The following is a 13874-nucleotide window of genomic DNA, read 5'->3' on the forward strand; positions in this document are numbered from 1 at the left end:
AACCCATTCAAAGCACAGGGTATGACGACCACACAAAACCACCAGCGCTGTCGTCCTGAGGGGTCTGACGACCCAGCGTCGTCAGGCCGGGAAGCGCGGCTCTCACAAGACGAAATCTTCCACATCCTCCAAACCAATCGTCGCCGAGATGCGATCTCGTACCTCGTAGAAAAGCGTGGACCCGTCAAGATGAGTGACGTTGCAGAGTACGTCGCAGCACGTGAGCATGGGACGACTGTCGAGGAGCTCACGTCGACACAACGTCAGCGCGTCTACATCCCGCTGTATCAATCACACCTCCCGAAACTCGACGAGAAAGGGATCATCGACTACAACAAACCACGCGGCATCGTCGAGCCGACCGACCGAATTTCGGTATTCGAGCCGTATCTCGAGCCGCCGGAAACGACAACTGAAGCAGAATCCGAGCACTCACCGACCTCACAACTGACGAGTTTCGTCGACGACTACTACGTGAGTTCAGTGTGCATGAGCACGGTCCTGTTGGCTGCGACCGCATTCGGTGTGTTCCAGATTCCGCAGTTGCTCCTCGCAGTGTCAATCGTCGGATTGTTCACACTGGCAACGATTGCGACGATGGCGTCCGAAACGCTCGTGACGAGCGACTCTGTCGATCCGCACTCGACACATTAGGCGAGCGATCACGATTTCGTGAGTACGACAATCAGGCGGGAACTATCGTCATCGGTGTCGCACAACCAATGGTTGTCGATAGTTGGGGGGCCACGTTCGGCCTCGAGTGGGCCGAACTATCGATACGATTCGATAACAGACATTCGTTCCGGAGGACTCGTCTTATCCATGTCACGGCTGACATGAAGTTGGGGAAGTATCATAGAGGGTGGGAGTCTGAAACTGACGATTGAACGACTTCCCAGTGATAGCGCCGACGGTCCCAGAAACTGCAACAGCCGGTTACACACCCTATAGGTATGATCGAATGGGACCTCTGATGGGCCACGTCACGGGTATCGTATGGGATTCATTGCAGAGATCCAACTCGTCCACGACAATCTGGCGTTAGCACCGACGATAGCTCGCTATCCGGATGTAACGTTCAGACGTGAGTACGAGGAGACCACCGACGACGAAACGTTTCAGTTCGTCTCCGTCTTCAGTGATGAGTACGAGACCCTCGAGTCGGCGATGGAAGCGGACCACACGGTCTCGAACCCGACACGGGTCGCGACGTTCGAGAACCGGGCGATCTATCGGATGACACGCGAGACCGACCTCGAGATCGTCCCACCGCGGTGTGCTGAAGGTGGTGTGTTCGTGTTTACCATCACGAGCGGTGAGCGAGGGTGGATCGCGCGGGTCCATCTCCCAGACAGGGAGACGTTGAGCGCGTTTCGAGCGTGGAGTCGCGAACGCAACATGTCGTTCCGTGTGACGCAGTTGTACGATCTCTCTGCATCAGATGCTGGCACGTACTTTTTGACCGAACAACAACACGAAATTCTCCTGATGGCCTACTACACCGGCTACTTCGACATTCCTCGAGGAATCACTCAAGACGGCTTGGCCGATCGGTTGAACGTTTCCGATTCGGCAGTGTCTCAGCGCATTCGGCGAGCGGTCTCGGAGCTGATCGGGGCAACACTAGAGGACGATCGGACACCGTATATGCGAATATGAGTGGGGCCAATCGCGACCTGTGGGCGGTGTCAGATTCCAAAGAGCGCAAGTGCCCCTCTCGTCACAAATCAAACACATAACGAAATCTATGCAATTTAGTCTACGATCGAAATGTGACTCGGTCGAGGTGTCACGACCAGTAGCACACATTTGCCCCTGAGGCAACTGTTTAATTCTTCATTTCTGTTGGTCGGGTGATGTTTCGGCCAGACGCACGTTCACTTAAAGGCTTGCTATCCGAATCCATAGCTATTGGATTGTATGATTACTCAAAAAGAATGACTATCATGTCGGAACGAAGTAGTACGAAGTCAACAGGTCATGAGGTGGTCCCTCAGACCGACTCGAGTAACGAACAAAACGGACGCCGTTCGGATGTACACTCATGTGGAAGTGGGTCACGACGAACATTCCTTCGTGGAATCGTTGGAACGGGCGTTGCCGGACTCGGTCTGGCAACAGCCATGCAGGCAACGGCGAATCCGGAATCAGAATACGGTGGCAACTACGACAACGTCGTCAACGTCGCCGATGCTGGTGCAGATACCAGCGGATCACAATCGATCAATCCCGTCCTCGAGGACGTCCGAGCAGATAACACGCTGCTCGTGTTCCCCGAGGGGCGATACTATATGGACGAACAGTTCCGCTTCACGGGATTCGACCAATTCGGAATGGTTGGGGACGGCGCAACGCTGGTCCCGGCGAATTACCACGACTTCGCTGGCCCGCAGTTCAGGCTCTTTCGCCTCGGCGTCTCTTACAGCCCCGGTGGAGACTTGCTCTTCGAAGGCTTCGACGTCGATCAGACGGCGTCCGATACGGGTATCAGGGTAATCGAAGCGAACGTCTCCCAACACCTCGAGGTGCGAGATATTACCATCGACGGCGAGCACGATAGCGGAACGTGGGGGCCGGGGATGTTCGCCATCACCGACCCGAACGGGCACGGAACCATCGAACGGTTCCGGGCTCCTGACGGTGGACTCCACGCCGATCAGACGCCGAACGCGGGGAACATCTGGCGAGGTCCGATCGGAATCGAGGCGAACACGAACGTCGGCGAACTCGAGTTCATCGACTGTGAACTCGGCGGATTCCCCGACAACGGTATCTACGCTATCAGCGAGGAGGGAACGGTCGTCGTCGAGGGCGGTCGGTTCGCGAACAGCAACGGTGCAAACGTCCGCATCGGCGGCCAGGATAGTGTCATCAGAGACGTGAGCGTCGTCGTCGACCGAACGCGCTCTTACGACAACAGTCAGCGCGCGGTTCGACTCGAGAACGCAGACGATATTCACGTCGACAACGTCGACATCACGATCACCTCGCCACAGTCGACCAGCCACGCGATTGCCGTGATGAACACCTGTCGGAGCTCTCGAATCGAGGAGACATCGGTCGAAATCTCCGGGGACGAGGTAAACCACGGAGTCGTCGTCTCTCCCGAGGCGGGCGACACGCACATCGTCAACTCCGAGATCGTCCACGAAGCGGCCGGCGGCTACCCGCTCTGGATTCGAGACAGCACCAAAGACGATCGCGTCCTCGTCGAACTCACCGAGATTTCGGGCGAGGCGGGCGTCACCAACGCCGGCTTCCAGGACGGCATTCGCTGCGGTCGCGACAACTGTCGCTTTAGTCACGTGAGTGTCGACCAACCCGGCCGCGACGGTGTCGACCGAAACGGTCTCGTCGTCACCGCCGACGAGACGACGGTCTATCAAGGAACGTTCCGTGCGAGTCAGTACCCCTACGTCGACCAAGGAAACGGGAACGTGTTCCGAAATGCCCACGCAGAATCCGACAACAGTTCTCGCGAGGGCGTTCGACTCTATCCCGATATCGATGGCCCCGAACTCCGTGTGAACACCATCGTGAACGGAATCGACGACCTCGGTGCGACGAACGTCACCGACTGGCAAAACTCGACCTAATCGACCGAGACCGCCCCGCCGGCGCGAGGTGAACGCTGCCGGTACGGACTCGTCGGACGTGGTATCCGGCGACGGGGTCTCCATGTGAAAGTCATACCCTCAGCCCTCGAGCGCTCCTGTCGCGTGGAGGGCCTCGCGGAACGTGAGTACCTCGAGGTCGTGGTCTTCGACCCATTCGAGCGTCTCGCGAATTCGCTCCGCTGTCACTTCCTCTTTGAACGTATGCGCGCCGATGATACCGATCGCCTCCTCCTCGGCGACGTGTTCGAGGTCGGCCTCGACTTCTGCTGGCGTCGTAAACTCGATGAAGTAATCCCGGTTCGTATCGAAGGCGTCGAACGAGTCTGGATCGTTGTACATCGACCCTGGGTTGACGTTGGCGATGCCGTCGTAGTACTCACGCGCGACGTCGATCGCCCAGTCGTCGACGATGTCGTACGGAGCCAGCAACGTATCGATCTCGAAGCCCAGCGACTCGAGTTCCGACTTCGACTCGCCGAGGAACTCGTGCATGACGTCTTCGGGGTAGCGTTCGACCGTTTCGCCGGCGGCGAAGGATTCGCCAACGGACTCGTCGAACTCGAGATAGCCACCGGTATCGTCGGTATCGGAGTCGACGACCGTTCGCAGGACGCTTTCCTCACCGTCAGTAATTTCGATGTCGTAGCCCTGGTGGAAGCCGTGGTTGCGCTCTTCCGGATAAATTCTCTCGTCGTCAGGCTCGACGTCTTCGACGAGTTCGAACGAGCCAAGCGCGGTGTGTGCCGTCGTATGGGACATGATCTCCCAGCCGGCGTCGACGAGTTCCTCCAGGTGCTCGACGTCCATCCAGTCGCTGTCGTTGAAGTCTTCCCGACCCATCCACTCGGTGACGATCCCCGTACTGGCGGGCGCGTCGAACTCCTCGTGGACGGGAAACGCGTCGTCGTAGTCTTCCATCGGACCGTCGTCGTAGACGAAGACGACCGCGCCGCCGTCGAGGTCCGGAACGTCTTCGCCGTCGTCGATGCCGTCGTCGATGCCGTCCGAATCGTCACCGTCCCCGTTCTCGTCGCTCCCGGTATCGTCCGACTCGGTGCCATCGTCGGTGAGCGAATCGGTACACCCAGCCATCAATCCGATCGCACCGACTCCGCTCGCACCGATGAAGCGACGGCGCGTCGATTCCTGACTCATCGTGTTCGATTCCGACTCGAGTGAGCCAGCCTATACTTATCCGGCCGCTAAGCTCATCCCGAACGAGCATCGAGTTCGACCAGCTTGACATTCCGGTGACGGCGGGCGTTTGATCGACGCGTACCCGAAGCGTTACTACCCACTCTCCTCGCACGCACGGTTAATACGGGTATAATAAGGCACCAGTAGCGTCATCACTCGATATCATGCGTTTGGGATGCTGGTATCGTTGTGTGGGTGCATGTGGCATACGGGGCCCGTCGACGACGGGTGGGTGAGACGTGAACAGAAGTATCGCGAGTGGAGTCTTTTCCGTCGTCAGTTCGAAAGTCGTCGTTCTCATCCTGACGGCGGTTTCGACGCCACTTCTGTACCGGTATCTCGGTGCAGCGGGGTTCGGGGACTACGCGTTTTTGATGTCCGTCTTCGCCATCTACATGATCTTCGTCAGTTCGGGGATCACGGACGGCGTCAGGAAATTCCTCGCGGAAGACCGTCGGGAAGCGAACTGGAGCGAACACGTCGTCGGCTTTTACTTCCGACTCGCCGTCATCCTCGCCGTCCTCGGTGCTGGCGTGATGATGTGGGCCGCCTCGAATGGGGTCGTCGACGCCGCGTTCGGCAGCGAGTTGACGCCGTACTTCTACGTGCTCGCCGTCCTCGTGATTACGGCGCAGTTTCGCGATTACGCCAGAAAGACGCTGATGGGATTCGGCCTCGAGCGGTACTCGGAGCCGCTGAAGATACTCGATACGGTCGGATTCATCTTCGTCGCGATTCCCCTCGTCGCGCTCGGGTTCGGCGTCACGGGGGCGCTCGCGGGCCACCTCGTCGCCAGCGTGCTCGTCGCCGTCGGCGGGTTAGTGATCGTCAATCGTCGCGTCTCGCTGTCGTGCGTGGCCAGCCTGCCGTCCCGGGAGTTCCCGCGAAAGCAGATGCTCACGTTCAACACGATGAGCATCGCGCTCGTGTTCTTGTTGATGTCGCTCTATCACATCGACATCGTCATGCTCCAGCAGTTCACCTCGAGCGACGACGTCGGAAACTACCGGGCGGCACTGACGCTCGCCGAATTCCTCTGGTTCGTTCCGCTCGCGATTCAGACCGTGTTCGTCCACTCGACGTCGGAGCTCTGGTCGCGAAACCGCCGCGAGAAGATTTCGGAATTGGCGGCTCGAACGACCCGGTACACGTTCTTGCTGACGGCCGTGATGGCCGTCGGTCTCGCCGCGCTGGCAGACGTCGCCGTCCCGATTTACTTCGGCGACGAGGCGATTCCAGCCATCGCCCCGCTACTGTTGTTGTTGCCGGGATCGCTCGGGTTCGCACTCGCGCGCCCGGTTCTCGCGATTTCACAGGGGAAGGGGACCCTTCGATTCCCCGTTGCTGCCACCGGCGCTGCGGCCCTGATCAACGTCGTCCTCAACGTCGCCCTCATCCCGACGTACGGGATGGTCGGTGCGGCGGTCGCGACCAGTATCGGCTACGGGACGATGTTCGCGTTCCACTGCTGGAGCGCCCGCGTCGTCGGGTTCGATCCGCTCGAGGACGCACGCCTCCTCCAATCGACCATCACGACCATCCTGGCGGGCATCCCCATCGTCGCGCTCGCGACGACCATCTCGAATCCGTGGCTCGCACTCGCCGTCGTTCCGCCCCTCGGATTCGTGATCTTCGTTTCCTTCGCGCTCCTCGTCGGCGCGCTCGATCCGAGCGAGCCGTTCGAGATTCTCGCGTACGCGCCGGGAACGGTGGGCTCGACGGCGGAGTCGGTTCAGGAGCGAATCGAAGAGACGATCGGCGCCCACCCTCCGCTTGGAGGCGTCCAGTGGCTGTTGTTCCTCACCGGCCTCTCGTTGCTCTTCTCCGGGTTCGTTCTGGGATTCCTGGGTGCCGAATTGGAGTTCATGTCGCCGTGAGTCTCGGATTGGCGTTCGCTTTCGTCGAGAGAGCTGTAGAGACACGCCCAGCCAACCTGTCCACTCCTCGAGTGCGGAGCGGGACGGTCTCGAGTGGTGAGGACGAATTACTCGACCGAATGCTAGGTCGATATTGAAACTCCGTGTTGCAGCGCGATCTGGCGACAACTCGACCATCAGAATCACCCGGCCTGTGGCGTACCAGTTGCGAAAAACGGCTTCAGTGGGCGGCGAGACGCTCTCTCGGCTCCGGTCACCAACGGCGACCTCCGCGTCCGAATACCGGCTCGCTTACTGCACCTGCACCTCGAGGCGCTCGCTCTCTGCCATGTCGAACACCATTGCGAACAGCAAGAACGCGACGCCGGAGATCAACAACAACAAACTGGTCGTCGCGCCGACGAGCGTCGGAACGACACTCGAGAGCATCGAGACGAGCAGCGCGCCGATCGCGAGGGTCCCGCTCGCGGCCAATCCACCGCCGACGAGGTAGAACAGCGCAAGCGGATGGAAGTCGACGGTGAGGTACTTCGTCTTGAGCCGCCAGAGGAAGTTCTGGAGCAGCATCGTCGAGACCTTCGGAATGTAGTGTGAGTACTTGATACTCGACTCCTCGTCACCGTAGACGGCCGGCATTGCAACGTCGGCGACGCGCATCTCCTCGACGTTGAGTTTGACGAGAATGTCGTTGCAGTAGCCGTAGTACTCGTAGAGGTTCTCGAGGTCGATCGCGTCCAGCGCGTCGTGTGAAATAGCCGTGTACCCGTTTTGCGGGTCCATCGTCTTCCAGTAGCCCGACGCAATCTTCGTCAGAAACGTCAATATCGAGTTTCCGATGAACCGAAACCGCGGCATGGTCGCGCGATACTCGCGCGAGAGGAGGCGATTCCCTTTCGCGTAGTCGGCCTTGCCGTCGACGATCGGATCGAGCAGTTTCGGGAGCTGGGAGAGATCCATCTGGCCGTCCGCGTCGACGGTTGTCGTCACGTCGACGCCGTCCTCGCGCGCCGCGAGGTAACCCGTCTTGATCGCGCCGCCGGCCCCGAGATTTTCGGTGTGGCGGATCGGGACGACGCGGCCGATGGTCTCGTGAACCGAGGCGCGATTGAGGACGGACGTCCCGCCGTCGGCGACGAGAGCCGCCCGTTCACCGGATGGGGATCTCCCGTTCGCGGTGGCATCGTCTCGAGCAGCGTCGAGGATCTCCTCCCACGTGCTGTCGGTCGATTGATCGTCGATAACGTACATTCGGTCGACGTACTCGGGCATCTCCCGGATGACGTCGCCGACGAATCCCGCCTCGTTGTACGCCGGAAGCACGACGCCCACGCTCGCACCGCGATACATTAGGCCACCTCCACCAGTCGCTTCCCGTCGCAGCGTCGGCGTCGCCGTCGCTGCACGAACGGATCGTCGGCGCATTCGCTTGATCGCCAGCGTACTCGTCGGTCTCGATTCGTCATTGTGGGCGTCGACGACCGATTCAGCCTTTCTTATACACGTCTTAGGTCGGTCGCTGTCTCGAGTATCTCCCGAATCTGTCGACGCGTATTGGTCTCCCCCGACGCCGACGCTAATTGCTCGAAACCGCCGCTTCGAGCGGTTTACCGACCCGATAATAATGGAATCCACTGACCCAGGGTCGTCTATATGACCCGTGTCAGCGTCATTATTCCAACGTACAACAGAGCGGGGTCGCTCTCGCGTGCGATCGATAGCGCACTCGCACAGACGGTCGACGACCTGGAAGTGGTCGTCGTCGACGACGGTTCGACCGACGGGACGGCGGCCGTGCTCTCGGCGTACGACGACAGGCGCGTCCGGCCGATCGTCCACGCGACGAACCAGGGAGCGAACGTGGCTCGAAACACCGGACTCGCACACGCCCGCGGCGAGTACGTCGCCTTCCTCGACTCTGACGACGTGTGGGACCCGACGAAACTCGAGCGACAACTCGCCGTTCTCGAGGGGCGCTCCGAAGCGTGGGTCGGCGCGTACTGCGACTCGACGCTCGAACTGTCCGGGACGAGTGGGCTGCTCCGCACGACGGCTGCAACGGTGCTCGCGAGCGGTGACGAACAGCCGACGATGGAAGGCGGCGACGAACTGATCGGTGAAATTCTCGCCGACAACGTCCAGCCGGGTGCCGGTTCGACGCTGCTCGTTCGGACCAACGTCGCCCGGGCCGTCGGCGGCTTCGACGAAGAACTCGATCGATTCCAGGACCCGGAGTTCTGTCTCCGAGTGCTCGAGGCGGGGAACCTCGCCTACGTCGACGAGGAACTCGTGGTGCGCGAAGATACCGGTCAGCCGTCGGCCGATCTGATCAGGGGTGCAAACGAGGCCTATCGGGAGCGATACGCCGATACGATCGATCGTTTCGAGGCGGAAGGGTACGACATTCGCTCGAGTCACGAACTCATCCTCGCGAAAGCGTACGCCAGCGAGGGACGAATCCTTCGAGCAGCGTGGCACTTGCGGAACGCAGGTGTCGCTCCGCGACAGTATCCCGGTCTCGGCTGGGCCATCGCGACGGGAGTCCGCCGTCGACCGGCACCAGTTGCAGTGACCATAACGGTACTGACACTGCTCAGCGCGATCGTCGTTGCGTACGGCGTACACACGGTCTCAGGCCGCCTCGAGGACGAGTAACTTCGAATCGTTCGTTTCGAGTACTGTTTTGTGGACCCTAGTGGGTTCCCCGTTCGTTCTGCGTGTCGAACGATCCCGGTGACCGATACTGGTCGTGCAACGGCCTTGTCGGATCGATAACTAACATCGGTTCGCTGTGTTATTCGGACGTGAACGTCCGCAAACTCTATCACACGGCTCGGGGGGTACAGGACCTCGTGACGACCGAACGCGAAGCGTCGGTTTCACCCTCGATTCAGCGACGACTCTGGCTCTGGCGTCGTGGTTTTCTGAGCCGATCGGACGCCATTTTCGGTCTGACGAAAAAGAACCACGACTCGTACTTGACCGATTATCAGCGATTCGTCAAAACCAAACGCATCAACGGTACGTGGTCCGTCGCGCTCTCGAACAAACTCCTCTTCCACCAGCTCATGGGCCCATTCGACGAGCATCGGATGGACGTCTACGGCATGATCCGTGACGGGTCGTTCCACTCGATCGACTCGCTCGACGCTCGCCACGAGTTGACTGACGGCGGAGCCGTCGTCTCGAGTGATGGTCCGTCGATCGACGACCAGAGCGGACTAACCTCACCCGAACCGAACGACGCGGCACAGCGAGTCGTCGACCGACTCGAGTCCGAATCGCAACTCGTCTTGAAGTGGGTTCACGGCGGTGGTGGAAACAACGTGTTGTTGTGCAAACGCTGTGAAGACGGGTATACGGTCAACGGTGACCGCTACAGCGAGTCAGCGTTTCGGTCGCTGGTCGCCGACCTCGAGGAGTACCTCGTCTGTGAACACGTCGAGCAGGGCACGTTCTCGGGGGGGCTCTATCCGGTAACGCCGAACACCCTTCGAATTATCACGATGTACGACGAGGAGGCCGGGGAGCCCTTCATCGCCGCAGCCATCCACCGAATCGGAACCGAGACGTCCGAACCGCTGGACAACTTTACACAGGGTGGCCTCTCCGCAGAAATCGACCTCGAGACGGGCGAACTCGGTCCCGGCGTGAAACTCAGCGACGGAAACAGACTCGAGTGGCACTCCGACCACCCCGAGACCGATACGACGATTGACGGAACACATGTTCCCGGCTGGGAGGACATTCGAACGCGGTTGCTCGAGGTTGCAGATGCGTGCTCGTTCGTTCCTTACGCCGGGTGGGACGTGATCGTGACCGGTGACGACGGCGAGTTCAAAATCATCGAAGCCAACAGCTATCCGGGGATGAAATCGATTCAGGTCCACGGGCCGTTACTGACGGACGACCGCGTTCGGCGCTTCTACGAGCGACACAACGTGTGCTGAGCGCGTTCGTAGCGTGTTAGCTGTCGAACCATTTCGTCGCTGAAACGACTATTCGAGTCGTCTCAATAACCATTTCGGAACTGAAAGTTGTCAACGTTCGAGTTATTAGAACGATAGTTAACATCACCCTATCTGAAGGGAACACCCGGATGCAACGGAATTCACTCACACGACGGACAGCACTGTCTCTCACGGCAGGGTCAGTACTGGCGAGTATCGGTGCCGTGACGGCGAGCACGACCGACGGTGGCGTCTCTCGAGAGTCGTTCAACATTCGCGAGGGAACGGACGAAGAGACGACGGTGTACGTGACGACGGCAGACGCCGATGGGCCGACAGCCGTCGTCCTCGGTGGCGTTCACGGCAACGAAGTTGCGGGATTCACCGCAGCGGAAGATATTGCCGATTGGTCGATAGACGTTGGAACGCTCGTCATAATTCCCGAAGCGAGCGCTGTCGCAGTCGAACGAGGGACCAGAACGGACGACGAAGGGGACGACCTCAACCGCCAGTTCCCAGAAGGGTCCGAACCACGGACAGAACTGGCACAAGCGCTCTGGGATGTCGTCACCGACTACGACGCCGACGCGGTCATCGACCTTCACGAATCGACCGGAATCTACGCTGGTGACCCGGTTGACGGCGTCGGCCAGGCTATCTTCCACTCGAGCGACGAGGAGGCGACTGCCGCTGCGAGTAATGCGATCGAAACCGTCAACGAAGACTCAGTCGACGATCCGGACAAATCGTTTCAATCTGGCGGGTTCACCGGACCGAACTCCGATCCGCGGGGCCTGCTCGTCCACAAGGCTTCTCGAGAACTCGATGCGCAGAGCTATCTCGTCGAGACTGTCTCGACCGACGTCGACCTCGATACTCGAGTCAACTGGCAGTACCAACTCGTCGCGTATCTACTCGAGGACGAACTCTTCGTCAACACCGAGTTCCAAACTGACGACATCCCGGCTATTTTCGAAGCAGATCCATCCGAAACGCCAGGAGAAGACCCAGAAGAGGAACCCGACGACGCTGAGGACGAGGAACCCGACGACGCTGAGGACGAGGAACCCGACGACTCCGAGGATGAGGAACCAGACGAGTCTGAAGATGAACCTGACGAACCCGCGGACGACGAGGACGATGATGCAGACGACGAGGATGCGGATGACGTAGACGACGAAGACGAGGACGAAGTTGAAGACGACGATGAAGCAGACGACGATGACGAAGCTGAAGACGAAGACGAAGACGACGATGACGAAGCTGAAGACGATGAGGATGAAGAAGACGTAGACGAGGATGCGGATGACGTAGACGACGAAGACGACGAAGACGAAGACGACGATGAAGCAGACGACGAAGACGAAACTGTGGAGCCACTAACTGCAGAGATAGAGACGACCCCCTCCGACGCCGACGACCGAACGTTCGACTGCGGTGAGACGATCGAGTTCGACGCGTCGCCATCCTCGACACCGAACGAGGAAATCGTCTCCTACGAGTGGGACCTCGGTGGTGACGGCTGTATCGACGAAACCGAGGAGTGCATCGACATCACTATCGGTTCGAACGGGGATCACACGGTCGTCTTACACGTCACTGACGATGCTGGTGAAGAGGCGACCGATGAAATATCACTGACGACGAACTAATCGCTCGAGTCGTCGAACGAAGCGGATTTATTCGTGATGCTGGGCCGTCCGTAGTTCCCAGAGGTCATCGAAAGTGATGACCTCGACATCGGCCTCGTCGATGTGCTCGAGGAGTTCTTCGTAGTCGTCTTCTGACATCGTGTTGTCTTCCTCGAACTCGTGGAAGTTCAAGATCGTACACTGATTGTGTGCCTCCGCGAGGTCGACACATCGTGTTGCGATGTCGAGGTCGTGACCGATCGTTCGCGGTAACACCAGCGGATCGAAGCCGTAAACGCTAGTCGTGTTGACGTTACCCGACTGGTTGAACCCGCCACAGTAGTGGTAGTCCGAGATGTGCTCGAGACTGGTCTTGTCGAAGCTGTTGTGAGGATAGACGATGTAGTTCGCGCCCTCGAACTCGTTGTTGATGAACCACTGTTTGTCGTTCTCGAGGCGGCTCTGGATGTCCTCCTCGTCTTCGTATTCGTGGATCGGGTCGTGTGTCCCGTGGAGAACGATCTGATCGCCTTCGTCCTGGCGCTCGAGGAGTTCCTCCGTGGTCATAATGCCGTCACGTCCCTGTTCGGTCCACTGTGGCACTGGTGCCTGAATCGTCGAGAAGTCGTACTCGTCGTGGAGCGGCGAGGCCGTCTCGTAGTAGTCGGTAAAGCCGTCGTCCCAGACCAACATCACGTATCCGTTATCCGGACGCTCGTGCATGCGAAGGTCGTCGACCCAGACCTCCGCCTCGTCCATGGAGTGGAGAACCTGTATCTCGATCCGGTCGAGTGAATCCATCGCCGGGTCGTAATCGCTTTGTTCGAACACGCCGGGACTTGCTCGGAACCAGCCTACGTCGGGCTCTCTGTAGGTTACTTCCCGCAGCGAGTGGACGCGGTCACTACCGAACTGGTCGACGAGACGAAGGTTGATTGTGATATTCTGGGGCGTCGTGGTACGCATCGCGATGGAGACGTCCATATCGGACAGATCCTCACCCGAAAGATCGCGTTCGACGACGATGTTGTCGCTTCCGTCCGACTCTAAATGCAAACTGTGGTCGCCGTCGTACACTTCGTCTTCGTCCGCTTCACCGGATCCCTCGACGACGTCCCACTCGTCGATGTCACTGAAGTCGTCCAACGACGATCCCGGCTGGGCGTACTCTTCTCGGCTGTTGTACTCCGTTTCGAGTGATGGAACACCGTCCGCGAGCGCCGATGCACTCGATCCGGTCTCCGATCCTTCGCCATCGTCATCATCGGAGTCGCCTAATACGGAATCGAGGCGGTCACTGCAGCCTGCCAGGCCTGCGATTGCCGCTGTGCTCGACAGTGCGATGGCACGTCGCCGTGTCATCCGGTTATCTGTCATGGTCGAGTCGAATCTATCGACAGCTAGCCCATTATTATAGATCCGATAGTCGGATACCGGTAATCCGTTCAGAACCGTCTGTTCGGTCGTCTAACCGTTTAACAATGGAATAGTTAACGCCACCACACTCCGATAGGCGAACCAACGTCAGCGTACGTTCGTGACGATCGGTTCGACTGGGGCCTCTCACCCGCCCGTCCGGTCGACTCGCATTCGTCAACACCCGTA

At 59.3% G+C, this 13874-nt stretch carries 10 protein-coding genes; 7 read left to right on the forward strand and 3 right to left on the reverse strand.

Going from position 1 to position 13874, the window contains the following annotated elements; genetic code table 11:
- Window positions 1–123 precede the first annotated feature (123 nt).
- From BB347_RS02835 to BB347_RS02845, 3 genes are all read left to right on the forward strand, one after another.
- On the forward strand, window positions 124–654 hold the full coding sequence (locus BB347_RS02835; RefSeq protein ID WP_139326981.1) for a DUF7344 domain-containing protein: 531 nt from the start codon (window positions 124–126) through the stop codon (window positions 652–654).
- A 342-nt stretch (window positions 655–996) separates the two neighbouring features.
- Window positions 997–1659 carry a helix-turn-helix domain-containing protein gene (locus BB347_RS02840; RefSeq protein WP_076578595.1) on the forward strand — a complete coding sequence of 221 codons (663 nt, stop codon included), beginning with the start codon at window positions 997–999 and terminating at the stop codon, window positions 1657–1659.
- Window positions 1660–1946: 287 nt separating this feature from the next.
- On the forward strand, window positions 1947–3596 hold the full coding sequence (locus tag BB347_RS02845; RefSeq protein ID WP_394329258.1) for a right-handed parallel beta-helix repeat-containing protein: 1650 nt from the start codon (window positions 1947–1949) through the stop codon (window positions 3594–3596).
- A gap of 99 nt (window positions 3597–3695) precedes the next feature.
- Here the strand turns inward: BB347_RS02845 and BB347_RS02850 are convergent, their stop codons facing one another.
- A complete protein-coding gene (locus tag BB347_RS02850; RefSeq protein ID WP_076578591.1) occupies window positions 3696–4772 on the reverse strand; it encodes a polysaccharide deacetylase family protein in 1077 nt (358 codons plus the stop codon).
- 281 nt (window positions 4773–5053) lie between these two features.
- Between BB347_RS02850 and BB347_RS02855 the strand changes: the two genes are divergently transcribed.
- On the forward strand, window positions 5054–6691 hold the full coding sequence (locus tag BB347_RS02855) for a flippase (RefSeq protein ID WP_076578589.1): 1638 nt from the start codon (window positions 5054–5056) through the stop codon (window positions 6689–6691).
- Between the two features lie 291 nt (window positions 6692–6982).
- Here BB347_RS02855 and BB347_RS02860 read toward each other — a convergent pair whose 3' ends face one another.
- Window positions 6983–8038 (reverse strand): glycosyltransferase family 2 protein, encoded by a 1056-nt coding sequence (locus BB347_RS02860; protein WP_076580143.1) that lies wholly within the window; start codon window positions 8036–8038, stop codon window positions 6983–6985.
- A gap of 303 nt (window positions 8039–8341) precedes the next feature.
- On the opposite strand from BB347_RS02860, the gene BB347_RS02865 reads away from it, so the two are divergent.
- The 3 genes from BB347_RS02865 (at window position 8342) to BB347_RS02875 (ending at window position 12290) form a co-directional block, all read left to right on the forward strand.
- Window positions 8342–9343, forward strand: coding sequence for a glycosyltransferase family 2 protein (locus tag BB347_RS02865; RefSeq protein ID WP_076578587.1), 1002 nt, complete (start codon window positions 8342–8344; stop codon window positions 9341–9343).
- 149 nt (window positions 9344–9492) lie between these two features.
- Window positions 9493–10638 carry a sugar-transfer associated ATP-grasp domain-containing protein gene (locus BB347_RS02870; protein ID WP_076578585.1) on the forward strand — a complete coding sequence of 382 codons (1146 nt, stop codon included), beginning with the start codon at window positions 9493–9495 and terminating at the stop codon, window positions 10636–10638.
- Between the two features lie 149 nt (window positions 10639–10787).
- Complete coding sequence (locus tag BB347_RS02875; RefSeq protein WP_083687681.1) at window positions 10788–12290, forward strand: PKD domain-containing protein; 1503 nt, start codon at window positions 10788–10790, stop codon at window positions 12288–12290.
- Window positions 12291–12317: 27 nt separating this feature from the next.
- On the opposite strand, the gene BB347_RS02880 is transcribed toward BB347_RS02875, so the two are convergent.
- Window positions 12318–13646, reverse strand: a complete 1329-nt coding sequence (locus BB347_RS02880) for a polysaccharide deacetylase family protein (RefSeq protein WP_076578583.1) — start codon at window positions 13644–13646, stop codon at window positions 12318–12320.
- Window positions 13647–13874: the final 228 nt, after the last annotated feature.

Source organism: Natronorubrum daqingense, assembly GCF_001971705.1.
Classification (GTDB): domain Archaea; phylum Halobacteriota; class Halobacteria; order Halobacteriales; family Natrialbaceae; genus Natronorubrum; species Natronorubrum daqingense.

What these genes read in the sequence shown, in the direction of transcription:
- BB347_RS02840 (WP_076578595.1), top strand. Translation starts at nt 997, where the DNA reads ATGGGATTCATTGCAGAGATCCAACTCGTCCACGACAATCTGGCGTTA.
- BB347_RS02845 (WP_394329258.1), top strand. Translation starts at nt 1,947, where the DNA reads ATGTCGGAACGAAGTAGTACGAAGTCAACAGGTCATGAGGTGGTCCCT.
- BB347_RS02850 (WP_076578591.1), bottom strand. Translation starts at nt 4,772, where the DNA reads ATGAGTCAGGAATCGACGCGCCGTCGCTTCATCGGTGCGAGCGGAGTC.
- BB347_RS02860 (WP_076580143.1), bottom strand. Translation starts at nt 8,038, where the DNA reads ATGTATCGCGGTGCGAGCGTGGGCGTCGTGCTTCCGGCGTACAACGAG.
- BB347_RS02865 (WP_076578587.1), top strand. Translation starts at nt 8,342, where the DNA reads ATGACCCGTGTCAGCGTCATTATTCCAACGTACAACAGAGCGGGGTCG.
- BB347_RS02875 (WP_083687681.1), top strand. Translation starts at nt 10,788, where the DNA reads ATGCAACGGAATTCACTCACACGACGGACAGCACTGTCTCTCACGGCA.
- BB347_RS02880 (WP_076578583.1), bottom strand. Translation starts at nt 13,646, where the DNA reads ATGACAGATAACCGGATGACACGGCGACGTGCCATCGCACTGTCGAGC.